This is a genomic window from Bradyrhizobium sp. in8p8 (assembly GCF_000426845.1).
In the GTDB taxonomy this organism is placed as follows: Bacteria; Pseudomonadota; Alphaproteobacteria; order Rhizobiales; family Xanthobacteraceae; genus Bradyrhizobium; species Bradyrhizobium japonicum_C.
Genome location: NZ_AUGD01000006.1, coordinates 270,102 through 295,685, shown reverse-complemented (window position 1 = coordinate 295,685; position 25,584 = coordinate 270,102). Strand labels below are relative to the sequence as shown.

The 25,584-nt window shown below is 63.5% G+C and carries 17 protein-coding genes; 9 read left to right on the top strand and 8 right to left on the bottom strand.

Going from position 1 to position 25,584, the window contains the following annotated elements:
• The first annotated feature begins 8 nt into the window (after window positions 1-8).
• Window positions 9-1,991 carry a squalene--hopene cyclase gene (gene shc / locus K408_RS0117985; protein WP_024339749.1) on the top strand — a complete coding sequence of 661 codons (1,983 nt, stop codon included), beginning with the start codon at window positions 9-11 and terminating at the stop codon, window positions 1,989-1,991.
• Entirely contained in the window at window positions 1,988-2,737 is a 750-nt protein-coding gene (locus K408_RS0117980) for a phosphorylase (RefSeq protein WP_024339750.1), read from the top strand. The genes shc and K408_RS0117980 overlap by 4 nt, the downstream gene beginning before the upstream one ends.
• A 102-nt stretch (window positions 2,738-2,839) precedes the next feature.
• On the opposite strand, the gene hpnH is transcribed toward K408_RS0117980, so the two are convergent.
• Complete coding sequence (gene hpnH / locus K408_RS0117975) at window positions 2,840-4,000, bottom strand: adenosyl-hopene transferase HpnH (RefSeq protein ID WP_024339751.1); 1,161 nt, start codon at window positions 3,998-4,000, stop codon at window positions 2,840-2,842.
• Window positions 4,001-4,035: 35 nt separating this feature from the next.
• Window positions 4,036-4,962, bottom strand: coding sequence for a 4-hydroxy-3-methylbut-2-enyl diphosphate reductase (gene ispH / locus K408_RS0117970; protein WP_024339752.1), 927 nt, complete (start codon window positions 4,960-4,962; stop codon window positions 4,036-4,038).
• A gap of 468 nt (window positions 4,963-5,430) precedes the next feature.
• On the opposite strand from ispH, the gene hpnN reads away from it, so the two are divergent.
• On the top strand, window positions 5,431-8,019 hold the full coding sequence (gene hpnN, locus K408_RS0117965; protein ID WP_024339753.1) for a hopanoid transporter HpnN: 2,589 nt from the start codon (window positions 5,431-5,433) through the stop codon (window positions 8,017-8,019).
• Here hpnN and K408_RS0117960 read toward each other — a convergent pair.
• Complete coding sequence (locus K408_RS0117960) at window positions 7,987-8,643, bottom strand: DUF2147 domain-containing protein (protein ID WP_024339754.1); 657 nt, start codon at window positions 8,641-8,643, stop codon at window positions 7,987-7,989. The genes hpnN and K408_RS0117960 overlap by 33 nt on opposite strands.
• 141 nt (window positions 8,644-8,784) lie before the next feature.
• Between K408_RS0117960 and hpnO the strand changes: the two genes are divergently transcribed.
• Complete coding sequence (gene hpnO, locus K408_RS0117955; RefSeq protein WP_024339755.1) at window positions 8,785-10,176, top strand: aminobacteriohopanetriol synthase HpnO; 1,392 nt, start codon at window positions 8,785-8,787, stop codon at window positions 10,174-10,176.
• 52 nt (window positions 10,177-10,228) lie between these two features.
• Here hpnO and K408_RS0117950 read toward each other — a convergent pair whose 3' ends face one another.
• Window positions 10,229-11,116 (bottom strand): alpha/beta fold hydrolase, encoded by an 888-nt coding sequence (locus K408_RS0117950; protein WP_024339756.1) that lies wholly within the window; start codon window positions 11,114-11,116, stop codon window positions 10,229-10,231.
• Window positions 11,117-11,128: 12 nt separating this feature from the next.
• On the bottom strand, window positions 11,129-12,748 hold the full coding sequence (locus tag K408_RS0117945; RefSeq protein ID WP_024339757.1) for a GMC family oxidoreductase: 1,620 nt from the start codon (window positions 12,746-12,748) through the stop codon (window positions 11,129-11,131).
• Window positions 12,749-12,916: 168 nt separating this feature from the next.
• On the opposite strand from K408_RS0117945, the gene K408_RS0117940 reads away from it, so the two are divergent.
• A complete protein-coding gene (locus K408_RS0117940) occupies window positions 12,917-14,089 on the top strand; it encodes a M20 aminoacylase family protein (protein ID WP_024339758.1) in 1,173 nt (390 codons plus the stop codon).
• Between the two features lie 104 nt (window positions 14,090-14,193).
• On the opposite strand, the gene K408_RS0117935 is transcribed toward K408_RS0117940, so the two are convergent.
• Together K408_RS0117935 and K408_RS0117930 are read right to left on the bottom strand one after the other, a co-directional pair.
• Window positions 14,194-15,636, bottom strand: coding sequence for a UdgX family uracil-DNA binding protein (locus K408_RS0117935; protein ID WP_024339759.1), 1,443 nt, complete (start codon window positions 15,634-15,636; stop codon window positions 14,194-14,196).
• Entirely contained in the window at window positions 15,636-16,871 is a 1,236-nt protein-coding gene (locus K408_RS0117930; protein WP_024339760.1) for a putative DNA modification/repair radical SAM protein, read from the bottom strand. Before K408_RS0117930 ends, K408_RS0117935 begins: the two co-directional genes overlap by 1 nt.
• A 233-nt stretch (window positions 16,872-17,104) precedes the next feature.
• Here K408_RS0117930 and K408_RS0117925 point away from each other — a divergent pair, with 233 nt between their 5' ends.
• Genes K408_RS0117925 through K408_RS0117915 form a run of 3 tightly spaced genes read left to right on the top strand, consistent with a single transcriptional unit; the run spans window position 17,105 to window position 22,873 of the window.
• Window positions 17,105-17,929 (top strand): ImuA family protein, encoded by an 825-nt coding sequence (locus tag K408_RS0117925; protein ID WP_024339761.1) that lies wholly within the window; start codon window positions 17,105-17,107, stop codon window positions 17,927-17,929.
• Window positions 17,826-19,418 (top strand): Y-family DNA polymerase, encoded by a 1,593-nt coding sequence (locus K408_RS0117920; RefSeq protein ID WP_035698208.1) that lies wholly within the window; start codon window positions 17,826-17,828, stop codon window positions 19,416-19,418. Before K408_RS0117925 ends, K408_RS0117920 begins: the two co-directional genes overlap by 104 nt.
• The gene (locus K408_RS0117915; RefSeq protein ID WP_024339763.1) at window positions 19,415-22,873 is read left to right on the top strand and encodes an error-prone DNA polymerase; all 3,459 of its coding nucleotides are present in this window, start codon (window positions 19,415-19,417) and stop codon (window positions 22,871-22,873) included. Before K408_RS0117920 ends, K408_RS0117915 begins: the two co-directional genes overlap by 4 nt.
• A gap of 254 nt (window positions 22,874-23,127) precedes the next feature.
• Here K408_RS0117915 and K408_RS0117910 read toward each other — a convergent pair whose 3' ends face one another.
• Entirely contained in the window at window positions 23,128-23,898 is a 771-nt protein-coding gene (locus K408_RS0117910) for an SDR family NAD(P)-dependent oxidoreductase (protein ID WP_024339764.1), read from the bottom strand.
• 418 nt (window positions 23,899-24,316) lie between these two features.
• Between K408_RS0117910 and K408_RS0117905 the strand changes: the two genes are divergently transcribed.
• Window positions 24,317-25,561 carry an efflux RND transporter periplasmic adaptor subunit gene (locus K408_RS0117905; protein WP_024339765.1) on the top strand — a complete coding sequence of 415 codons (1,245 nt, stop codon included), beginning with the start codon at window positions 24,317-24,319 and terminating at the stop codon, window positions 25,559-25,561.
• The last annotated feature ends 23 nt before the right edge of the window (window positions 25,562-25,584 follow it).

Sequence of the window (25,584 nt, the reverse complement as noted above, 5' to 3'; positions counted from 1 at the left end):
CGAGCGACATGGATTCCGTGAACGCGACCAGCCGCGAGGCATTGAACTCGAAGGGTTTGGATTCGAAGGTATTGGAATCGAGCATTGCATCGGCGGCCGAAGGCGTCCTCGGCTTCCAGCAGCCCGACGGCCATTGGGTGTTCGAGCTCGAGGCCGATGCCACGATTCCCGCAGAATACGTTCTGTTGCGGCATCATCTCGCCGAGCCGGTCGATCCCGTGCTCGAGGCCAGGATCGGCAATTATCTCCGCCGCATCCAGGGCGCCCATGGCGGCTGGCCGCTGGTGCATGACGGCGAGTTCGACATGAGCGCCAGCGTGAAGGCGTATTTCGCGCTGAAGATGATCGGCGATTCCATTGACAGCCCGCACATGGTGCGCGCGCGCGAGGCGATCCGCGCGCGCGGCGGCGCGATCCACAGCAACGTCTTCACCCGCTTCACGCTGGCGATGTACGGCGTCGTGAGCTGGCGCGCGGTGCCGGTGCTGCCGGTAGAGATCGTGCTGCTGCCGTTCTGGTCGCCGTTCCATCTGAACAAGATCTCTTATTGGGCGCGCACCACCATGGTGCCGCTGATGGTGATCGCGGCGCTCAAGCCGCGCGCGAGGAATCCGAAGGGTGTCGGCATCGACGAGCTGTTTCTCCAGGACCCGCGCTCGATCGGCATGACCGCGAAGGCACCGCACCAGAGCATGGCCTGGTTCCTGTTGTTCCGCTCGCTCGACGCGATCCTGCGTGTTGTCGAGCCGATGTTTCCGAAGAGCCTGCGCAAGCGCGCCATCGACGCAGCGCTCGCATTCACCGAAGAGCGCCTCAACGGCGAGGACGGCATGGGCGCGATCTATCCGCCGATGGCCAACATCGTGATGATGTACGACGCGCTCGGCAAGGACGAGAACTATCCACCGCGCGCAATCACGCGCCGGGGCATCGACAAGCTGCTCGTCATCAACGGCGAGGAGGCCTATTGCCAGCCCTGCGTCTCGCCGGTGTGGGACACCACGCTGACCGCTCATGCGCTGCTGGAAGCCGGTGGCGACAAGGCGGTGCCGGCGGCCAAGCAGGGCCTCGACTGGCTGCTCCCGAAACAGGAACTCGAGGTGAAGGGCGACTGGGCGGTGAAGCGGCCCAACGTCCGCCCTGGCGGCTGGGCCTTCCAGTACAACAACGCGCATTATCCCGATCTCGACGACACCGCCGTCGTGGTGATGTCGATGGACCGCATGCGCCGGGAGCACGGCGCGACCGGCTATGACGCCGCGATCGCCCGCGGCCGGGAGTGGATCGAGGGCATGCAGAGCGACGACGGCGGCTGGGCCGCCTTCGACGTCAACAACCTCGAATATTACCTCAACAACATCCCGTTCTCGGACCACGGCGCGCTGCTCGACCCGCCGACCGAGGACGTCACCGCGCGCTGCATCTCGATGCTGGCCCAGCTCGGCGAGACCGAGAAGACCAGCAAGCACGTGGCTGACGGGATCGCCTACCTGCGGAAGACCCAGCACCCGGAGGGATCCTGGTACGGCCGCTGGGGCATGAACTTCATTTACGGAACCTGGTCGGTGCTGTGCGCGCTCAACATGGCCGGGGTCGATCACAAGGACCCCATGATCCGCAAAGCCGCCAATTGGCTGGCCTCGATCCAGAACGAGGACGGCGGCTGGGGCGAGGATGCGGTCAGCTACCGGCTGGACTACAACGGCTGGGAGCCCGCCCCCTCAACCGCCTCGCAAACGGCATGGGCCTTGCTTGCCTTGATGGCGGCCGGCGAGGTTGATCACCCGGCCGTCGCCCGCGGGGTGGAGTACCTGATTGCAACACAAAACAAAAAAGGACTGTGGGACGAGCAGCGGTACACCGCCACAGGCTTCCCCCGCGTGTTCTATCTACGGTATCATGGTTACCCAAAGTTCTTTCCGCTGTGGGCGTTGGCGCGGTATCGGAACTTGCGGAACACCAACAGCAGGGTGGTAGGGGTCGGAATGTGACTTTGGGGACGGGGGACTATTTTACCGCGGGTAATTCCATCGATCCGCGGCCAATATTGATTGTGACTGGACTGGTTCAGGAGGCCCGCATCGCGGCGGGGCCTGGAATGGCCGTCATCTGCTCATCCAGCAGCCCGGCCCAATTGCGGGCGCTGCTGACGGTGGTGGACCCTGAAACGATTCGCGGCGTGATCTCGTTCGGCGTGGCCGGCGGCCTCGACCCGAGCTTGCGCTCCGGCGACGTCGTGCTGGCGACCGAAGTGCTCTCCGGCGACACCCGCTGGGCGGCCGGGCTCTCGCTCGGCGACGACCTCATCGAGCGCCTGACGTCGGGACGCCGCCGCGTCGTGCGCGGCAGCCTCGCCGGCGCCGAGGAGGTGGTCACGGGCCGGTCCTGCAAGGCGGCGCTCCATTCGGAGACGGGTGCCTTCGCCGTCGACATGGAAAGCCACATCGCGGCCGCCTACGCCGCCGAGGCCGGGCTGCCTTTCGCCGCGGTCCGCGTCATCAGCGACCCCGCCCATCGCGCGCTGCCCGCGCTCGCCCGCGCCGCCATCAAGCCGAACGGCAAGATCGACCTCGCGGCCGTGCTGCGCGGCGTCGTCCGCAATCCGGCAACGCTGCATGCGCTGGTCTCGACCGGCATCGACTTCAATCGCGCGCTGCGGTCTTTGCGCGGCTGCCGCGACCATCTGATCGGCACTGAGCTGGTCGAGAGCGAAGTACTGGTCTCCAAGGCCGCCTGAACGGCGCTTTCAAGCTCACAAAGAAGAGGCCCGGTCGCCGTTGGCGATCGGGCCTTCTCTTTTGGTGTCCGCAGCCCGGGGTGGCTAGATGCCATCCCGCGCTCAGGCCGCAGTCGAAGCCTTCTGCGCCGTCTTCGCCTGCGCCGCGGCCGCTTCGTCCTTGCGGATCTCGGAGAGCTTCTTCTGCACCTGCTCCGAGAAGATGTACTGCGCCGGGCGCTGCTTGGAGAGGTCGATCTCCGGCGCCATCGGGCCGGTCGTCCTGACGCCGCGCAGCGCCACCCACATTGCCTTCAGCGGGTTGTTGAGCGCTGCGGTCGCCGCCGTCGGCTCGTAGCCGCAATGGGCCATGCAGTCGGCGCACTTCTCGTAACGGCCGGTGCCGTAGGAGTCCCAGTCGGTGGTCTCCATCAGCTCCTTGAAGGTCTTGGCGTAGCCTTCACCGAGCAGGTAGCAGGGCTTCTGCCAGCCGAAGATGTTGCGCGCGGGCATGCCCCACGGCGTGCACTCGTACTCCTGGTTGCCGGCGAGGAAGTCCAGGAACAGCCCGGAATGCATGAAGTTCCACTTCTTGCCCTTGCCCATGGCGAAGACGTCGCGGAACAGCTTCTTGGTCTTGGTGCGGTTGAGGAAGTGCTCCTGGTCCGGCGCGCGCTCGTAGGCGTAGCCCGGCGACATGGAGACGCCGACGCCGAGCTCGACCGTGAGGTCGAGGAACTTGGCGATCTCCTCGGCCGGATGGCCGTCGAAGATGGTGGCGTTGACGTTGACGGTGAAGCCGCGCGCCTTGGCCGCCTTGATCGCCGAGACGGCGCGGTCGAACACGCCCTTCTGCGACACCGCCTTGTCGTGGTGGTCGCGCAGGCCGTCGAGATGCACCGAGAAGAACAGGTAAGGGGAGGGCTCGAACAGATCGAGCTTCTTCTCCAGCAGCAGCGCGTTGGTGCAGAGTGAGACGAACTTCTTGCGCGCGACGAGGCCGCGCACGATCTCGCCGATCTCCTTGTGGATCAGCGGCTCGCCACCGGGAATGGCGACCATCGGCGCGCCGCACTCGTCGGCCGCGTCCCAGCACTCCTGCGCCGTCATGCGGCGGTTGAGGATCGCATCCGGATAATCGATCTTGCCGCAGCCGACGCAGGCAAGGTTGCAGCGAAACAGCGGCTCCAACATCAGCACGAGCGGATAGCGTTTGCGGCCAAGCAGTCTCTGCTTGAGCAAATAGCCGCCGATACGCATTTCCTTGAAGAACGGGATAGCCATTACAGGTTTCTTTCTGGGCTTTGAATTCGGGTGGGTCAGCTCGCGGCCAGCTGGGCCGGAAGCCGGAATTCGATGTTTTCCTCGCGGCCCGGCAGTACCGAGACCTTCACTGGTCCAATCCGCCGCATCGCTTCGATCACGTCATCCACGAGTACCTCGGGCGCCGAAGCGCCGGCGGTGACGCCGACGGTCCTGGCATTTTTCAACCACTCCGGATTGAGCTCACTGCCATCGGCAATCAAATAACTCGCGACGCCGGCCTCGGTGCCGATTTCGCGAAGCCGGTTCGAATTCGAGCTGTTGGCAGCGCCTACCACCAAGATCACGTCGACCAGCTTGCTCAAGTCCCTTACCGCAGATTGGCGGTTCTGTGTCGCATAGCAGATATCCCGGATATCCGGACCTTGAATGTCTGTAAAGCGGACGTGAAGGGCCGCGATGATGTCTTTGGTATCGTCGACCGACAGGGTGGTCTGAGTGATGTAGGCCACTGGCGTATCCGCTGGCAGCGTCAGCGCCTCAACCTCTTCAACGCTCTGGACAAGCTGCACTGGCCCCGGGACTTGGCCCATCGTGCCCTCGACCTCGGGATGACCGGTATGGCCGATCAGGATCAGGGTACGGCCCTTGGCGACGTAGCGCTTCCCTTGATTGTGAACTTTCGTGACCAGGGGGCAGGTGGCATTGAGCACCGGAAGATCCCGCGCGGTCGCCTCTTCCTCGACGCTGCGGGCCACACCATGGGCGCTGAAGACCGTCACGGCCTTCGGTGGAACCTCAGAGAGTTCCTCGACGAAGATCGCGCCTTTGTTCTTCAGGTTCTCGACGACGTATTTGTTGTGCACGATCTCATGGCGCACGTAGACGGGCGGGCCATACTTCTCCAGCGCCCGCTCCACGATTTCGATCGCACGCACGACGCCCGCGCAGAAGCCGCGCGGTTGCGCCAGATAAACCTCCATTGGACGCCCATTACGCAAGTTGCACCAATTGCTTTCCTAAAGTCCCGGCGGCACCCCAATACTAACCAATGACCAGCAATATCCGCACCATCGGTTCGCGCAGGCGGTAGCGTTTCACCTCATTTGGGGCGCCGGCGCATGGAGGCGCAATACTTTGTGTCAAAAAATCGGCAATGAGGAAAGGTCGGATAACCCCGAGAACCGTGGCTGGATTGCATTTGCGGTATTATAGTAAGGAGAGGGGCTCGCTTGAGCGCGTGGCGTTTCGTGCGGAATGTTTCGTCACTTTCCCGCCTCAAGTGCCGGGCTATACCGACCGCCCCCGCATGATTTTTTGCCACGGTCTCCCGCCGTTTACCTCGAACCTCCCGACGGCGAGACCCACTCAAAACAGCAATAGGTTTCGCCCGGGAACTCCGATAAACAGCGGGCGTTTCCGGCAAGCTATTAACCGCAGAAAGAAAAGAAGTGCTGCAAAGCGTCGTCGTCGCCATCGTCAGGGCTTGCACCCGGTTTGCCTCCCTCGTCGTCGTTCTCGGGCTCCTGCTGTCGGTCGGAGCGGGCTATTACGCCGCGCGCCACTTCGCCATCAACACCGACATCAATTCGCTGATTTCTCAGAATCTCGACTGGCGCAAGCGCGACCAGCAATTCGACAAAGCGTTCGATCAGAACGAAACGATCCTCGCTGTGGTCGAGGCCCGGACGCCGGAAATGGCGAGCGCGGCAACAGACGCGCTCTATGCCAGGCTGAAGGACGACAAGACCAACTTCCAGTCGATGCAGCAACTCGGCGGCGGCGAGTTCTTCGAGAAAAATGGGTTGTTGTTCCTGCCGACGGAAGAAGTCGCCAAGATCACCGGCCAATTCGAAGCCGCCGCGCCGCTGATCGAGATCATGGCCGGCGATCCCTCCATCCGCGGCCTGACCGGCGCGCTGGAAACAGGACTTGCTGGCGTCAAGCGCGGCCAGGTCAAGCTCGACAACACCGCGCGGCCCTTCAATCTGATCGCGCAGACGGTCGAGACCGTGCTCAACAAGGGCAATGCCAGCTTCTCCTGGCGCGAACTCGTCAGCGACGAGCCGTTGAAGGATTCGGACAAGCGCACCTTCATCGAGTTCAAGCCGATCCTCGACTACAACGCACTGGAGCCCGGCAAGGATGCGACCGAGGCGATCCGGAAAGCGGCGGCCGACCTCGATTTTCCAAACAAGTATCAGGCGCGAGTGCGGCTGACCGGCCCGGTCCCGATCGCCAACGAGGAATACGCCACCGTACAGGAAGGCGCCGTCGTCAACGGCATTGGCACGATCCTCGTCGTGCTGCTCATCCTCTGGCTGGCGCTGCACTCGGCGAAGATCATCTTCGCCGTCTTCGTCAACCTCTTCGTCGGACTTGCGATCACGACCGCTGCGGGCCTGATGATGGTCGGCTCCCTCAATCTGCTGTCGATCGCGTTCGCGGTGCTGTTCGTAGGCCTCGGCGTCGATTTCGGCATTCAGTACAGCGTGCGCTATCGCTCCGAGCGCTACAAGCACGATGATCTCACGGGGGCGCTGGTGCTGGCGGCCAAGCGTTCGGCGGTGCCGCTGTCGCTGGCGGCGATGGCTACCGCAGCGGGCTTCCTCTGCTTCATGCCTACCGACTACAAGGGCATTTCGGAACTCGGCCAGATCGCCGGTGTCGGCATGCTGGTCGCGTTCATCTCCTCGATCACCGTGCTGCCGGCGCTCTTGAAGCTGTTGAACCCGCCCGGCGAGCCGGAGCCCGTCGGCTACGCCTTCCTGGCGCCGCTCGATCACTTCCTGGAGAAGCACCGCGTGCTGATCGTCGGGGGCACGCTGCTGCTGGCGCTTGGCGGCATGCCGCTGCTCTATTTCATGAAGTTCGACTTCAATCCGATGAATCTGCGTAACCCGCACGCCGAGTCGATTGCGACCTTCCTCGACCTGCGCAAGGATCCCAACACCGGCGCGAATGCCATCAATGTGATGGTCACGTCTGAGGAGCAGGCAAAGCAAGTCGAGGCGAGGCTGGAGAAGGTGCCCGAGGTGCTCAGGGTGATGTCGCTCAACAGCTTCGTGCCGCAGGACCAGGGCCCGAAGCTGAAGCTGCTCGCGCAGGGCGCCAAGGTGCTGAACCCCGCGCTCAACCCCGAGCAGATCGACGCGCCACCGACGGACCAGGAAAACGTCGAGTCGTTGAAATCTTCGGTCGACACTCTGCGCCGAACAGCAGGCGACGCGAAGGGACCGGGGGCAGTTGCCTCGCGCCGATTGGCGGACGCGCTCGAGAAGCTCGCCAATAGCGACGAGACTACGCGCAACAGGGCGCAGGATGTATTCGTCACGCCGATGAAGATCGTGTTCAACCAACTCAGGAACGCGATGCAGGCCGAGCCGGTCACCCTGCAATCCTTGCCGCCCGGTCTCGTCAGCGGGTGGAAGAGCAAGGATGGCATCATCCGCGTCGAAGCGTTGCCCAAGGGAGATCCCAACGACAACGAAACGCTGCGCAAATTCGCGGCGGCGGTGCTCGCGGCCGAGCCGACCGCGATCGGCGGACCTGTGTCGATCCTGAAATCAGGCGACACCGTGGTGAAGGCGTTCATCCACGCCGGCATCTACGCGCTGCTGGTGATCGGGCTCCTGCTGTGGATCACGCTGGGACGCTTCGTCGACGTGCTGATGACGCTGGTGCCGCTGCTGGTCGCCGGTGCGGTGACACTCGAGATTTGCGTGTTGATTGGGCTGCCGCTCAACTTCGCCAACATCGTCGCGCTTCCGCTGCTGCTCGGCGTCGGCGTCGCCTTCAAGATCTATTATGTCGTGGCTTGGCGCTCTGGCAGGACAAACCTGCTCCAGACCAGCCTGACGCGCGCGATCTTTTTCAGCGCGCTGACGACGGCGACTGCGTTTGGCAGCCTGTGGCTGTCGAGCCATCCCGGCACGTCCAGCATGGGCAAGCTACTGGCACTCTCGCTGGTTACGACGCTCGCCGCTGTCCTGCTGTTCCAGCCGGCCCTAATGGGCAAACCGCGCGATCTCCGGGAGTAGGCAGATGTCGCCGACCGGGTCGGCGGCGTTCTTCTGACCGGACTTGGCTGTACCGGCGGCCTTCGGAGTTGCAGGCGCAGGCGCGGTGGCGCCTGTCGTGGCTTGGGCTGCTTGCGCTCCTTGTTGGGCCCCTTGGGCCCTCGGTGCAGCGCCGCTGGATTTCGGCGCGCCCTTGGCCATGGCGTTAGCCGGACTGGCGGGGATTGGCGGGCTCACTCGGGTCCAGGTCTCGCCGCCGCACAAGAAGCCCATCACGCAGCCCTTGATTTCGAGTTGATCGGGACCAGCCGGCGTGATGGTCGCGCTGTAGAGCTGGCCGTCCTTGGCGTTGTAGACTTGGCCTTCCCACTGATCGATGCCGGGCTTCTTCTTCATGTCGATCAGGGTTGCCATGCCCAGCGTCGGCCTGTTCTTTTTCGAGGCATCCGGATTGTTCTCGTCGCGCCCACCGGGCTGCTTTTCCCAGGAAACCGCGCCCCACATGCTGCCATAGCATTGGGCGACCCGAATGTTGGCAACGCCATCGGCGACCCGCCAGTCCCCGGTCGGGTCAGCAGCGAGCGCGGGTGTCAGGCAGGTGTAACCGCCAGCCAGTATTAGTCCGGTGCAAAGGGCTAAACGCATGATGGTTCCTTGGCAGTGCAACATGATTTAAAAGCTGTGCTTGCGAAGATGGTCCGAAAAAGGGCAAAAGGCCGCACAGACCGTTTCTGTAGCGGTCCGTTTTCAGTTGACGAAACGGCCCTCAATCGAAGTATGTAGCGGATGCACAGCCCAAATCCAGACATGTCTCAGCTTTTCGCGGACCGTCAGGCCCAGCGCAGCACCCTGCATAACCGGTATCTGAACGAACAGTTCGTTCGGGTGCTCAAGACCATCGGCTACGATGTCGGCTTCCAGAAGGGGCAGGGGCAGTACCTCTACGATCGCGAGGGCGCTCGCTATCTCGACCTGTTGTCCGGCTTTGGCGTGTTCGCCATCGGGCGCAATCATCCCGTCATGCGAGAGGCGCTCAAGAGCGTGCTCGATGCCGATCTGCCCAATCTGGTCCAGTTCGACGTCTCGACGCTGGCCGGCGTGCTGGCCGAACGGCTGCTGAAATACGTGCCCTATCTCGACAAGGCGTTCTTCGCCAATTCCGGCGCCGAATGCGTCGAGGCCGCGATCAAATTTGCGCGCGGTGCCACTGGCCGCCCCGGCATCGTCTATTGTGCCCACGGTTATCACGGCCTGACTTATGGCGCGCTGTCGCTGACCGGCGATTCGAATTTTCGGACCGGCTTCGAGCCGCTGCTGCCGGGCTGCACCCCGATCCCCTTCAACGATCTGGCCGCGCTGGAAAAGGCTTTGGCCTCCCGTGAGGTCGCGGCTTTCGTGGTCGAGCCGATCCAGGGCAAGGGCGTGAACATGCCGACGGACGAGTTCCTGCCCGGCGCCGCCGCGCTCTGCAAGAAATATGGCACGCTGTTCGTTGCAGACGAGATCCAGACCGGCATGGGTCGCACCGGCCGCTTTCTCGCGGTCGAGCACTGGAACGTCGAGCCCGACATGGTGCTGCTGTCGAAGTCGCTGTCGGGTGGCCACGTGCCGGTCGGCGCCGTGCTGACGCGCAAGGCCATCTTCGACAAGATCTTCAACCAGATGGACCGCGCGGTGGTGCACGGCTCCACCTTCTCCAAGAACGACCTCGCCATGGCCGCGGGCATCGCCACGCTGGACGTCATGGAGTCCGAGAAGCTGATCGAATCAGCGGCAAAGCGCGGTGCCGAGTTGCGCCTCGCGCTGACGCGCATGGTGCCCGGCTACGAGCTGATGAAGGAAGTGCGCGGCAAGGGCCTCATGATCGGCGTTGAGTTCGGCCCGCCGAAATCGTTGCGCCTGCGCGCCTCCTGGAACGTGCTTGAGACCGCCAATAAGGGCCTGTTCTGCCAGCTCATCACCGTGCCGCTGTTCAAGGACCACAAGATCCTGACGCAGGTGGCCGGTCACGGCAGCCACACCATCAAGCTACTGCCCCCGCTCACCATCACCGAGGAAGACTGCAGCTGGATCGAGCGCGCCTTCGATGACGTGATCGCCGGCAGCCACAAGGTCCCGGGTGCGATCTGGTCGCTCGGCAAGACGCTGGTGGACAACGCCGTGCGAAGGTCGGCGTAAGGTCGAGCCGAGGCTGAACTCAGCAGGCTTGGATTGCGGGCCGCCAGCAAAATCAGGTGCCGGCTTTCGCGTAGTCCCGCACGGCTTCCACCACACGTTCTGGCATTTCCTGCGCGACGCAATGTCCCGCGCCATCAAAGACCTGCGTGCTGACGCGGGGAATCAGCGACACGGCGCGTTGCGCCATCTCCTTGTAGATCGCATCCGACTTTGCGGCGGTCGTGACGCGCACAGGACATTCGATCTCCGTCAGCCAGGCGAACGGGTTGCCGCGAGCGTCCCCAATATACACCTGCTCCATCGCCTCAAAGATCGGACGCAGGATCGCGGATTCGATCTCGGGGGTGCAGCAGAGCCGGATGCGGCCATCGCCGAGCGGTACGAAGCCGTGGCGTACATACGCGCGTAGCGAGGTCTCGGTCCAATCAGCAAAGGCCGGCGCTGTGCGGTAGCGTTCGAGCACGGCGTCGGCACTGTCGAACTCGGCGCGTCGGCGCAACGTGCCCGCCACGAGGGATTGGGATTCCTCGCTCAATCCGCCGGCGCGCGCCGCGCGCGGATCCATGATGGTCGGCTCCATCGCGAACAGGCGTGTGAAGCGACCGGGCAAGAGTCTCGCCGCGAGAAGGAGATCCGTCGCACCCGCGCTGTGGCCGATTGCGTAGATGTCGTGGAGATCGAGCGCGTCGACCACCCGGCAGACATCCTCTGCATAGTCCAGAAATTGATAGGCGCCGGGCTTATGGCTGGCGCCATGGCCGCGGCGATCGAGCGCGTACACGGTGTGGGTTGAGGCAAGTGCGCGTGCGACCTCGTCCCAGACGTCGGCGACGAAGCCGGTGCCATGTAAGAGCAGCGCAGGGGGCTTTCCGCGCTCGCCCCATTGCAGCATGGCGAGCTCTGCGCCGGCAGTACCGATCGAAAAGCGCCGATGGATCATGGTGGCAAGATGCTACTTCGCATCCTCCAGGATCATCGTCGCCCCCTTCTCCGCGATCATCGCGGTCGGCGTATTGGTGTTGCCCGACGTGATGGTCGGCATGATCGAGGCATCGACGATGCGCAGACCGTCGAGGCCGTAGAAGCGCAGCCGTTCGTCCACCACCGCCATCGGATCGTTCGCCGCGCCCATTTTCGCCGTGCCCACGGGATGGAAGATCGTGGTGCCGATGTCGCCGGCGGCTTTTGCGAGCGAGGCGTCATCGTCGCCGACGGAGGGGCCGGGCAGGTATTCGCTGGGGCGGTACCTGGCCAGCGCCTTCTGCTGCATCAGGCGTCGCGTGGTGCGGATGGCGTCGGCGGCGACCTGGCGGTCATCGTCGGTCGACAGGTAGTTTGGCGCGATGATCGGCTTCTCCTCCGGCGTTGCCGCGCGCAGTCGCACGGTGCCGCGCGAGGTGGGCTGGAGATTGCAGGCGCTGACAGTGATCGCGGGGAAGCGGTGCAGCGGATCGCCGAATTTGTCGAGCGACAGCGGCTGCACATGGAACTGGATGTTGGCGCGGGCGCGCGTTGCATCGGAGCGCGTGAAGATGCCGAGCTGCGACGGCGCCATGGTCAGCGGGCCGCGGCGACGGAAGGCATAGTCGAGTCCCATCAGGCCGCGGCGGAGCAGATTGTAATAGGTCTCGTTCAGCGTGCGCACGCCTTCGACCTTGTAGATCGCGCGCTGCTGCAGATGATCTTGCAGGTTGCGCCCGACACCGGGCTTGTCCATGACGATGTCGATGCCGAGCGGCGACAGCCAGTCGGCGGGTCCGATGCCAGAACGATGCAGCACCTGCACCGAGCCGATCGACCCTGCCGAGAGGATCACCCCGTGCTTCGCACGCGCCTCGATGATCTGGCCGTTCTGGATGAAGCGGACACCGACGGCGCGGCCCTGCTCGATGATGAGACGATCGACCAGGACGTGCTTCTCGAGCCGCAGATTGGGGCGGTTCAACGCGGGCTTGAGGAAGCCGCGGGCCGACGACCAGCGGCGGCCGCGCTTCTGGTTGACGTGGAAATAGCTGGTGCCTTCGTTGTCGCCGGTGTTGAAGTCCGGGATGCGCTTGATGCCCATCTCCTCGGCGGCGTCGCCGACTGCGTCGAGAATGGCCCATGACAGCCGCGGTGCCTCGATACGCCAGCCGCCGCCGGCGCCGTGATGCTCGCTCGCGCCGAGGAAGTGGTCCTCCAGCCGCTTGAACAGCGGCAGCACGTCCTCATAGCCCCAGCCGGTCAGCCCAAGCTGGCGCCAGTGATCGTAGTCGGCAGCCTGTCCGCGCATCGAGATCATGGCGTTGATTGCCGAGCAGCCGCCAATCACTTTGCCGCGGGGGTAGGCGAGCGATCGGCCGTTCAGGCCTGGCTCGGCCTCGGTCTTGAACATCCAGTCCGAACGGGGATTGCCGATCGCGAAGAGATAACCGACCGGGATGTGGAACCAGATCCAATTGTCGTCGCCACCGGCTTCGAGGACGAGAACGCGATTGCTTGGCATGGCCGACAGCCGGTTCGCGACGATGCAGCCCGCCGTACCGGCTCCGACGACAATGTAGTCAAACTCACCTTCGAGCCGTCTTGGCATTCTGCTCCACCCGGATGGTCATTTTGCGTTCCGCTTAATACGCAGACGCAGCGGATCGGGACAAGTCCGGCCATGCGAAGCAGGCGGGGCTCCCCCGATCCCCGGCAGTTGGGTGGACCGGCGCTTGCATGATAGACAATCCTGCATTCCCATAATGTCGAGATCTCCATGCCCATCGTGAACCGCGTCGCCGACCTTCAGCCCGACATCCAGGCCTGGCGACGGGACATCCACCAGCACCCCGAACTGCTATATGACGTCGACCGCACCGCAGCATTCGTCGCGGACCGGCTTCGCGAGTTCGGCTGCGATGAGGTCGTGACCGGGCTCGGCCAGACCGGCGTGGTCGGTGTCATCAAGGGCAATAAGCCGCCCGGCGAGGGTCTCAAAGTAATCGGGATGCGTGCCGATATGGACGCGCTGCCGGTCGAAGAGCAGACCAACCTGCCTTACGCCTCCAAGATCCCTGGCAAGATGCACGCCTGCGGCCATGACGGCCACACTGCAATGCTGCTGGGAGCCGCCCGCTACCTCGCCGAAACCCGCAACTTTGCCGGCGATGCCGTCGTGATCTTCCAGCCGGCCGAAGAGGGCGGCGCCGGCGGCGCGGCAATGGTCAAGGACGGCCTGATGGAGCGCTTCGGCATCGAGCAGGTCTATGGCATGCACAATGGGCCCGGCATCCCGATCGGCTCATTCGCGATCCGGCCGGGTCCGATCATGGCGGCGACCGACGAGGTCGATATCATGATCGAGGGCCTCGGAGGCCACGCCGCGCGCCCGCACAAATGCGTCGATTCCGTGCTGGTCGGTGCGCAGGTGATCACGGCCCTGCAGACGATCGTCGCGCGAAGCGTCGATCCCCTCGAATCGGCGGTGATCTCGATCTGCGAATTTCACGCCGGAAACGCTCGGAACGTCATTCCGCAGACGGCGACGCTGAGAGGCACCATCCGCACGCTGTCGCCGGAGGTGCGCAAGCTGGTCGAGAAGCGCGTGCATGAAGTGGTCGCAGGCGTGGCGCAGATCACTGGCGCCAAGATCGACCTGCGCTACAAGCGCAACTATCCCATCGTGAACAATCACGCGGCGGAGACCGAGGTGGCGCGGCGCATTGCCGGGCAAGTCGCGGGCGAAGCCAATGTTCACGAGATGGCGCCGCTGATGGGCGGCGAGGATTTCGCCTACATGCTGGAAGCGCGGCCCGGCGCCTTCATCTTCTGCGGCAACGGCGACAGCGCCGGCCTGCATCACCCCGCCTACAATTTCAATGACGAGGCGATCGTCTACGGCACGTCCTACTGGGTCAAGCTGGTCGAGGAGCAGCTGGCGGCGTCCTAAGGTCGAGCTGGAAGCATCAATGAAAGGGCCCGTGCATTCCACGAGCCCTTTGTTGTTTGAGAGATCGCATCGCCGACGATGCGTGAAGCCGTTTCTGCGCGTATTTACGCAGCTCGTGCGGACTTCCTCTGTAAGCCGGCGGCGATCTTCAAATCCTCGACAAAGCGTCGATACTCCAGCACCTTGGCTTCCGGATCCGGCAGTCGCAGCAGATATGAGGGATGCACCGTCACGAGCGCTTTGCGACCGTCGGGAAGGTCGATGAGCCGGCCGCGGTTCTTGCCGATCGGAGTGATCTTGCCGAACACGCTTTGCGCGGCAGTGGCGCCCATTGCAACGATGAGATCGGGCTGGAGTGCCGCAACTTCCCGCTCATACCATTGTCGGCACGCCCGGATCTCAGGTGTGTTCGGTTTCTGATGCAGGCGGATTTTTCCGCGCGGCACGAATTTGAAGTGCTTGACCGCGTTGGTGACATAGACCTTCTTGCGGTCGACGCCGGCTTCCTCCAGCGCGCGATCGAGCATCTGGCCGGCCGGACCGACAAAGGGATGGCCGGCGAGGTCTTCCTTGTCACCGGGCTGCTCGCCTACCAGCATGATATTGGCGGATTTCGGACCCTCGCCAAACACGGTCTGGGTCGCATCCTTGTAGAGATGGCACGCGCGGCAATGCGCAGCCTCCTCGCGAAGCGCTTCGAGATCGTCGCCGACAGTCTTGCGTTTCATCGGAGCCTCCGGTCGCTTTTGAGGCTTGTGCGGATCGGTTGCGGCATTGGCGATCATAGCACCGGTCATGCGCTCGGCGTCCTCGATCAAAGGCTTAATGATCGAAGCCTCCGGCAGGTTCCTCCAATATTTCTTCGGCATCTCGGCCTGCATCGCCTTCGGCTTGAGGCGGGCCGGATTGAAGATGCTGGCATAATAGCGCCGCCAGGTTTCCTCGAGCCGGTCTTCGCTCGGAGCCTCACTCTTGCTGACACCGGATGTGAATGAAAGTGCATGGCCATCCCAATGCGCGCAGAGGTCCGGCGTCAGGATCGACCAGGGCATGTCGGCAAAGCGCTTGGCGAAGAAGGGAGCGGCGAGCTCGACGATGTGATGATCCGGTTCGAACCATGCGACGTAATGCGCCTGGCGTTCCCGGCCGATCTCGCGGAAGCGCACGAAGGCATGCATCTTGTGCTCGTCGCGATAGACCGCCTTCGCCATGGCAGTGACCTGTGCGACATCAGGGTCGGTCGCGACCTCGATGAGGTCGTGATTGTCCTTCAATCGCCAGAGCAGCCGATAGAGGACCGCAAAGCGCTCGGCATCGCGATGCAGGATTGCGGCCTTCGCAAGCTCGATGAACTTTGTCGAGACGGTGAAGGTGGCGTCGTTCACCTCGAGGATCGGAGATGGCGAGGGCGGTGCGAACAACTCCGCTTCACGGCCTTGCACGCTCCAGGTGACGTCGCTGGGCCGCACGTGGTGAAGCACGAGGCTACGCGCGGCTTTGCGCCAGCCGTCGAAATCGGTTTCGGTGTCGAGGATGATGTATTGCATCAGAAGCCAAATCCCAGCTGTGTCGCTTTTGGCTTGAACCGTTCGATCAGTCCGGCGGCATCGAGACGATGCGGAGAGGGGCGGTGGTCGCTGAGGATGATGAACGGCAGTGCCTTGTTGCGGGGCACGTGCAGCCGCGCGAGATCGGCCACGCGGATCGTGGTGGTGCGCCGCGTCGCAATGATGCGTTCGACCGCCTTGGTGCCGAAGCCGGGCACGCGCAGCAGCTCTTCGCGGTTGGCGCGGTTGACGTCGAGCGGGAAGCGGTCGCGATGGCGCAGCGCCCAGGCGAGCTTGGGGTCGATGTCGAGCGGCAGCATCGCGCTGCCATCGACGATCTCTCCGACGTCGAAGCCGTAGAACCGCATCAGCCAGTCGGCCTGGTAGAGCCGATGCTCGCGGAGCAAGGGCGGCTGTACCAGAGGCAAAGCGCGGCTGGCGTCGGGGATCGGACTGAAGGCGGAGTAATAAACGCGCCGCAGCCGGTAGGCGCCGTAGAGATTGGCGCTGGTGTGGAGAATGGTCTGATCGGAGGCCGCGTCTGCGCCGACGATCATCTGCGTGCTCTGGCCAGCGGGTGCGAAACGCTGCGGCTTGGCTCTCGTCTTTGCGCTATGGCTGTCCTCGGCCTCGTCTAGCTTCAGCCGCAACCGGCCCATGGTGCGGCGGATCGCGCGAACATTCTTCTGCGGCGCGAATTGCTGCAGGCTGGTTTCCTCAGGCATCTCGATGTTGATGGAGAGGCGGTCGGCATACTTGCCGGCCTCCGCGATCAACGCATCGTCGGCTTCGGGAATGGTTTTCAGGTGAATGTAACCGCGGAAATGATGCTCTTCGCGCAGCTTGCGCGCGACGCTGACGACCTGCTCCATCGTGTAATCAGGGCTACGGATGATGCCGGAGGAGAGGAACAGGCCTTCGATGTAATTGCGCCGGTAGAAGTCGAGCGTGAGCTTGACGATCTCGTCGATGGTGAAGCGGGCGCGCGGTACATTGGAGGAGGCGCGGTTGACGCAATAGAGGCAATCGTAATTGCAGGCGTTGGTCAGCAGCACCTTGAGCAGCGAGATGCAGCGGCCGTCCGGCGCGTAGGAATGGCAGATCCCCATGCCGGGCGCGGTCGAGCCCATGCCCTTGCGATCACTGGAATCCCGCTTTTCGGTGCCGCTGGAGGCGCAGGACGCGTCGTATTTGGCGGCATCCGCCAGAATCTCCAGCTTGCGTTGTACGTCCATGGAGGAATCCTCTTGATTCAGCTCGTGAATCTGAAAGTGCGCCAATTCGATTGACTCTGTGGCGACCGTTAGCTTTATATTAGAACATATCATGAACAAATGGGCCAGCTGCTGGTTCTTCTTTTGAAGACCACGGCATCAAATTTCTGAGGAGCGGCGGGCATGCAGAGCGCGATCAGCAAAAGTGGTCGCCGGTTTTGCGTCCGATCGCGCTCTTCTTTTTAAGAGGGCACATGATCTTGTCGCCAAACCGCTCACACTTTGGCGGATCATGCGCCTCCGCACGTGGAAGCGCGCTTGCAATCTTGCGCGGCCAGATCGAGCGCATCGAGACCGCGGTCGTGCATCAGCACGAGCGCGTCGCGCTCGGCCATAGCGAGGCGGACAGCGCGCTGAAGGGCGGGCTTGCGCGCGCGGCGATCCACGAGGTGTTTTGCGAAGGACGTCAGGGTGCTGCCGCGACAGGGTTTGTCATGGGACTTGCGGGGCGCGTCTCAGCGCGTCGGCCGCTGCTGTGGGTGCGGCAGGATTTTTCGGATATCGAAACCGGCGCGCTGTCGATGAGCGGACTCGCCGAACTCGGCCTCGATCCGCGTCGCGTGGTGATGGTGCGTGCCGCCGATGTCGAGAGCGCGCTGCGCACCTCGGCCGATGCGCTTGCCTGCGACGCACTGGGCGCTGTCGTGCTCGAGCTCTGGGGCGATATCAAGCAGTTCGATCCGGTGGCGAGCCGCAAGCTGACGCTGGCCGCGCAAGGCTCCGGCGTCGTCGGCCTGATGTTGCGCATGGCCGCGCAGCCGCTGCCCTCGACCGCGGAGACACGATGGATGCTGCGCGCGGCGCATTCGCCGCCGGGGGCAGCATGGAGTGCCTGGGGTGCGCCACGCTTCGATGCTGAACTCCTCCGCAATCGTCATGGCCCGTGCGGCCGGTGGATCATGGAATGGAATTGTGATGAGTGCCAGTTCAATGAGCCGTCGACGTATTCTCAGCCTGTGGCTGCCGCGCCTGCCCATCGATCGGATCCAACGGTTCTTTGGGAAAGTCGGTCTGCATAAGAGTAACGAGCCGAGCATCGTCGTCATCAAGGACAACAATGCGCTGTTGATTCATGCGCTGGACGAGGCCGCCGAGCGCCTCGGCCTGTACATTGGCCAGCCTCTGGCCAATGCGCGTGCGATGTGTCCTGACCTGAAGGTGTTCGACGCCGATACCGTGGCCGATGCGAAGACGCTCAGCGATATCGCCGACTGGTGCGACCGCTTCACACCTCTGGTGGCGCTCGATCCGCCGCACGGGCTGTTCCTCGACATCACCGGCTGCGCACATCTGTTCGGCGGCGAAGCCGCACTGTTGCGGACGCTGGTCCGGGCGCTCGGCCGGCAGGGCTTTGCCGTCAGTGCCGCGATTGCCGGCACCTCGGTCTGTGCACGCACGCTGACGCGGCAGGCCACGGGCACCATCGTGGCCGATGGCGAGGAGGCGGTCGCGATCAGTTCATTTCCGGTGTCCGCGCTAGGGGCGGGCGAGGCGATCACCACCGGTCTGCGCCGCGCCGGTCTGAAAATCATCGGCGATGTCGCCTCGCGCGCGCCGAGCGAGATCACGGCGCGGTTCGGCGCGCGCTTCTCCACGCTGCTCGCGCATGCGCTGGGGCAGGGCGATGCGCCGATCAGCCCGCGCAAGCCGTTGCCCGACTACATCGTCGAGAAGCGCTTTGCCGAACCGATCGCGACCGACACTATGATCGCGATGACGCTGTCGCGGCTGGCGGACACGCTGATCGCATCCATGGAGAAGCAGGGCAAGGGCGCGCGGCGTCTGGAGGCCGCGTTCTTCCGCACCGATGGCGCGGTGCGCGCGATCACGGTCGAGACCGGACGTCCGGTGACGCGAAGCGCCGTGATCGACCGGCTGTTCCGCGAGCGTCTCGATGCGCTCGCCGATCCGCTGGACCCCGGCTTTGGCTTCGACATGATACGGCTGTCGGCGAGCCGCACCGAGATCGTGGTACAGGAGCAGCGCGATCTCGATGCCCATGTCCATGACAATGACGAGCTTGCTGCGCTGATCGACCGCATCGCCGCGCGCATCGGCGGAAAGCGTGTCGTCGTACATCTGCCGCAGGACACTCATATCCCCGAGTGTGCGGTGCTCGCCGCACAGGCGCAGCATCATCTCGCCGCCGCCATGCAGGCCACATGGCCGGCGCGCACCGAGAGCGAGCCGCCGCTGCGTCCCTTGCGGCTGTTCGACAAGCCGGAGCCGATCAAGGTGCCTTTCGCGACCGTGCCGGATGGTCCGCCGCATCAATTCACCTGGCGGCGCGCGCTGCATGCAGTGGTGCGGGTGGAAGGGCCCGAGCGCATCGCGATGGAGTGGTGGCGGCAGGACGGCAAGCAGCTGACGCGGGACTATTTCCGCATCGAGGATGCCGAAGGCCTGCGCTTCTGGATCTTTCGCGACGGTCTCTACGAGGGGGAAGTGTTCGACGGCGACGGCAAGCCCGCTTCTCCCGGCTGGTATGTGCACGGTCTTTTCGCATGATCTCGCCCGCTTATGCCGAGATCGGCATCACCACGAACTTCTCGTTCCTGCGTGGCGGCTCGGACCCGCGCGCCTATGTTCATCAGGCGAGCATTCTCGGCATCTCCGCGATCGGCATTGCCGACCACAACACGCTCGCCGGCGTGGTGCGGGCCTACAAGGAACTCGACAATGATGAGGTGCTGCACAAGCCGAAGCTTTTGATCGGCGCGCGCATCGTCTTCGTCGACGGCACGCCCGACATTCTGGTCTATCCGCGTGACCGCGCGGCCTATGGCCGGCTCTGCCAGCTTCTCACCCGGGGCAAGCGCGGCGACGACCTCACGCGGATCGAGAAAGGCGAATGCCGTCTCACCTTCGCCGACCTCCTTGAGTTTTCGGAAGGTCAGCTTCTGGTCCTGACCCTGCCGCATCGCTTCGACAACCCGCAGGCGCTGGATGTTCTCGCAAAGCTTAGGGATAGCCGTGCCGCGGGTGTGTGGCTGGCGGCGAGCCTGATCTATCGCGGCGACGACCGGCGTCGCCTGGCGCGGCTCGACGATCTCGCAGCAAGAGCCAAAGTGCCGCTGCTCGCGACCAACGAGGTGCTCTATCACGATCCCCGCCGCCGGCCTCTCCAGGATGTGCTCACCTGCATCCGGGAAAAGACCACGATCGCGGCGGTTGGGAAGAAGCTGGAAGCCAATGCCGAGCGTTTTCTGAAGACACCGCGAGAAATGGCGCGGCTGTTTCGCGATTTCCCTGATGCGATCGCGGAGACCATGCGTTTTGCGGGCAAGGTCGATTTCTCGCTCGACCAGCTCAAATACCAGTATCCGGATGAGCCGGTGCCGCCGGGCAAGACCGCGCAAGGGCATCTGGAGGATCTGACCTGGGCGGGCGTCGACAAATATTTCGACGGTAAGATCGGCGACAAGCTGCGCGCAACGCTCAACAAGGAACTCGCGCTGATCGCCGAGCTGAAATACGCGCATTACTTCCTCACCGTGCACGACATCGTCCAATACGCGCGCAGCCAGAACATTTTGTGCCAGGGACGAGGATCGGCGGCGAACTCGGCCGTGTGCTACGTGCTCGGCGTCACCTCGGTCGATCCGACCAAGGTCGATCTGCTGTTCGAGCGCTTCATCTCCAAGGAGCGGCTGGAGCCGCCCGACATCGACGTCGATTTCGAGCATTCGCGACGCGAGGAGGTGATGCAATATGTCTATCGCCGCTATGGCCGCCATCGCGCCGCGATCATCGCCACCGTCATCCATTATCGTCCGCGCAGTGCCATCCGCGACGTCGGCAAGGCGCTCGGCCTGACCGAGGACGTCACCGCCGCACTCGCCGATACGGTGTGGGGCAGCTGGGGCAAGGGCCTCAACGACATGCAGGTCAGGCAGGCCGGACTCGACCCCAACAATCCCATGATCAACCTCGCGGTCGAGCTTGCGACCGAGCTGATCGAATTTCCACGCCATCTCTCCCAGCATGTCGGCGGCTACGTGCTCACGCAGGACCGGCTCGATACCTATGTTCCGATCGGCAACGCCGCGATGGACGACCGCACCTTCATCGAATGGGACAAGGACGACGTCGATGCGCTCAGCATGATGAAGGTCGACGTGCTCGCGCTGGGCATGCTGACCTGCATCAGGAAATGTTTTGACTTGATCGATCAGCACAAGGGTAAGCGTTACGCGCTTGCGGATATCAAGGGGGAGGATGACGACGAAGTCTATCAAATGCTGCAGCGAGGAGAGTCGCTCGGCGTTTTCCAGGTCGAGAGCCGCGCCCAGATGAACATGCTGCCGCGCCTGAAGCCAAGGACTTTCTACGATCTCGTCATCGAAGTCGCGATCGTGCGTCCGGGACCGATTCAGGGCGACATGGTGCATCCTTATCTGCGACGGCGGAACGGACTTGAGAAGGTGAGCTATCCCTCGCCGTCGCCTGAGCATGGCCCCGCGGACGAACTCTACAAGGTCCTGCACAAGACGAAGGGGGTTCCCCTATTTCAAGAGCAGGCGATGCGCATTGCCATCGAGGCGGCAAAATTTACCTCCGAGGAAGCCAATGGCCTGCGCCGCTCGATGGCGACCTTCCGCAATGTCGGCACCATCGGTCAATACGAAGAAAAGCTGGTCGGCAACATGGTGGCGCGCGGCTACGATCCCAACTTCGCCCGAAGCTGCTTCGAGCAGATCAAGGGGTTTGGTTCCTACGGCTTTCCGGAGAGCCACGCCGCGAGCTTTGCGCAACTCGTCTACATCTCCTCGTGGCTGAAGTACCATCACCCCGACGCCTTCTGCTGCGGTCTGTTGAACTCGCAACCGATGGGCTTTTACGCCCCGGCGCAGATCGTCAGCGACGCCCGCAAGAACGGCGTCGAGGTGCGCGACATAGACGTGTCCTATAGCTTTGTGCAGAACACGCTGGAGCAGGGGAGTGGTAGATACTGCGCCGTTCGCCTGGGTTTCCGTCAGATCGACGGCTTTCACTGGCTGGATGAAGATGAGGAGCGGTTGAAGCGCTCCCAGTCGTCATTCCCGGGCGCGCCACTTGGCGCGAGCCCGGAATCCATCGAACCGCATTTGCCTGGAGGACTGGGCTCCGGGCTCGATGCTGACGCATCGGCCCGGAATGACAAGAGAGGGGACTGGGCCGATCGCATCGTCGCCGCCCGCAACCGCCGTCCCTTCACCTCGCTCGAAGATTTCGCCCGCGACACCGGCCTGCCCAAGCGCGCACTGATCCTCTTGGCGGATGCCGACGCCTTCCGTTCGCTGGGGCTCGACCGTCGCGAGGCGCTGTGGCAGGTGCGGCGGCTGCCCGACGACGTGCCGCTGCCGCTGTTCGAGGCGGCGGCCGCGCGCGAGCAGCCGGACGAAGGCGCAAGGCCGTTGCCGGCGATGCCGCGCGCCGAGCAGGTCGTCGCGGACTACCAGACCATCCGCCTGTCGCTGAAGGGCCACCCGATGGAGTTCTTGCGCGAGCTGTTTACGCGCGAGCGCATCGTCGCCTGCAAGGAGATCAGTCATGAGAACGAGCGGCGCCGCGTCCGCTGCGCCGGCGTGGTCCTGGTCCGCCAGCGGCCGGGAAGCGCCAGCGGCGTGGTGTTCATGACGCTGGAGGACGAGACTGGCATCGCCAACGTCGTGGTGTGGCCCAAGATCATGGAGCAGTACCGCAAGGAGGTGATGGGCGCACGCCTCATCCTGGTCGAAGGCTACATCCAGAGCAGTCCCGAGAAGGTGACGCATCTCATTGCCCAGCGCATGGTCGACCGCTCGCATGATCTGGTCGGTCTTGCAAACGATGCGCTAAGCCGCAAGCATCCGCTGCCGGCAGGCGCCACCGTGGTCGAACCACTCAACGAAGACCCTCGCGCGCTCGCAGACATGCCTGCGCAGAAAATCCGCCATCCCCGCAACGTCCGCATCCTGCCGCCGTCGCGGGATTTTCATTGAGATTATGCACGAATTTATGCACGACTGTCGCCACACTCGTCATTGCGAGCGCAGCGAAGCAATCCATAATCCCTCCGCGGAAACAGCCTGGATTTGCTTCGCTACGGTCGCAATGACAGCTTTGTTGAGGGATCGCGTGCGACGCCCTCGGTCGTCATGCCCGGGCTTGCCCCGGGCATCCCATTGCTCGGCATCGCGTGGATCGCCGGGTCAAGTCGACCATGACGGCAGAGCCTGCCTCGCGAACCAACTCCTCAAAAGTTCACCCGGTTCGAGATCGCGCCATCCACGACGAGATTGGATCCGGTCGTGAACCCCGACACGGGGCTTGCCAGAAACACCGCCGCGCTTGCGATTTCCTGCGGGGTCGCCATCCGGCCTGTCGGATTGCGGTTCATCGCATCCTTGTAGCGCTCCGGCATGTTCTTCTCGATCATCTCCCAAACGCCGCCCTTGAAATAAACGGTGCCGGGCGAAACGACATTCACGCGAATCTTCTTCTTTGCATATTGCCGCGCCAGTCCTTTGGCCATGTGGATCAGGGCCGCCTTGATCGGACCGTAGGAGCTTGCGGTATCGGCTTGCGCCGCGGAGATCGACGAGATGATCACGAAGGCGGCATCGCCCTTGCCTGCGCCGCTGGCTTCGAGAAACGGCCGCGCGGCATCGAACGCATGCACCGCGCCGAGCACGTCGAGCCGGAAATTCTGCTCCCAGGATGCGGGATCGCCACCCTGCGCCATTGCACCGGCGTTGGAGAACAGCAAGTCGACGCCGCCGAGCTCCTTTGCTGCAGCCTCGATCCAGGATTTCAGCGCCGCGCCGTCGGTGACGTCGACAGGGCTTCCGGTGGCGTTGATGCCGCGCGCCTTCAGCTCCGAGACCGTTGCCGCAACCTGATCCGCGTTGCGCGCGCACACCGCGACATTGGCGCCTTCACCGGCCAGCGTCGCCGCGATTGCCCGCCCGATGCCGCGCGTGCCGCCGAGGACGATGGCGTTCTTGCCTTTGAGACCGAGGTCCATTGTTGGTTTCCTTGTTGTTGGTAACCGGGAGTGTAGCTGTTTCGGACGACGTGCTGAACTTTCCACTTCGACATTGCGAGCGTAGCGACACGATCCGAAGTCTCTTTGGGGGGGCGAGGCCGTGCATGCTGCATTCATCGAGAGCATATCATCAGGCTCGGCACGTTGAACGCAATGCAGCATTCGGCGCTGCTGTCGAAGACACCGGCGCACCGGAGCCGTCTGGCGATGCCGCTTGGAGTTATTCGCCCAAACGGCAGTTGCGAAGCTTACATGAAGCTGACATGTCGCAAAATTTTAACGCCAATCGCGAGGCGTCCTGCGCTTTTTGGGTTGTTTGCAATCAGAATTCGGCACTATTAGCCGCGACCGATCCGGCAATCATTTGCCGAGATCGCTGCAGACGCGACCGGGCTTCATGGTAGTCGAAAAGACCAAGAGATTGCAGCTGCTTACAAAGCGACGGATGATTGCATCCGTAGTTCTGCTGGCTCTCGCCGGTGCTGGCGCCTATGGCTTGCTGTATTCGTCTGCCAAGCAGAAGAAACATTCAGAGATCTCCAGTCAGTCGCGCAAGAATGCGCAGACCTTTACGCCGACGCCATCTGAATGGGCGACGTTGACGATCGAGCCGGTGAAGGCCAGGAGCTTCCGCGCCGAGTATGTCACGGAGGGCAAGGTCGCGATCGACGAGGATCGCTCGACGCCGGTGTTCTCGCCCTATGCAGGCCGGGTCACCAGGCTGCTAGCCAAGCCGGGCGAGATGCTGAAGCAAGGTCAACCGCTGCTCACGATCGAAGCCGCCGACACCGTGCAGGCCCAGAACGATTTCATCGCGGCGATGACCTCGCAGAACAAGGCGAACTCGGCGCTCGAGCTTTCCGACATCCAGTTCAAGCGCGCCAAGGACCTTTATGAAGGCCATGCCATTCCGCTGAAGGACTATCAGCTGGCGGAGGCGGCGCAGGTCCAGGCGCGGAACGACATGCGCTCCTCGGCGACGGCGCTGGAAGCTGCGCGCAACAAGCTGCGCATCCTCGGCTTCACCGACGAGACCATCAAGGCCTTCCGGGACAAGGGCGTCATCAACCCGGAGATCACGATCCATTCGCCGATCTCCGGCACGGTCGTGCAGCGCAAGATCGGCCCCGGACAATATGTCAGCGCCGGTGCCAGCGATCCGGTGTTCGTGATCGGCGATCTCTCCACGGTCTGGCTCACCGCCTTTGTGCGCGAGAGCGATGCGGCGGCGATCTGCATCGGCCAGGACATTATCGTCAACGTGATGGCGCTGCCGGGCCGGCCGCTCACCGCCAAGATCAACTACGTCGCCGCCGCGATCGATGCGACCACCCGCCGCCTGCTCGTCCGCGCCACCATCGACAACAAGGACGGACTGCTCAAGCCGGAGATGTTCGCGAACGTCACGATCTATTCGGCCGGCGGCCGCGCCGCGCCGGCGGTGCCGAAGCAGGCGTTGATCTTTGAGGCGGACAAGGTTCGCCTCTGGGTCGCGCGCGAGGACAAGTCGGTCGAGCTGCGCCAGATCAAGATCGGTCTCATCAACGGCAACCTGGTCGAGGTCACCAGCAACCTGAAGCCCGGCGAGCAGATCGTGACCAAAGGCAGCCTTTTCATCGACCGCGCGGCGTCCGGCAGCTGATCGACGATTCAAGAGAATTGAAG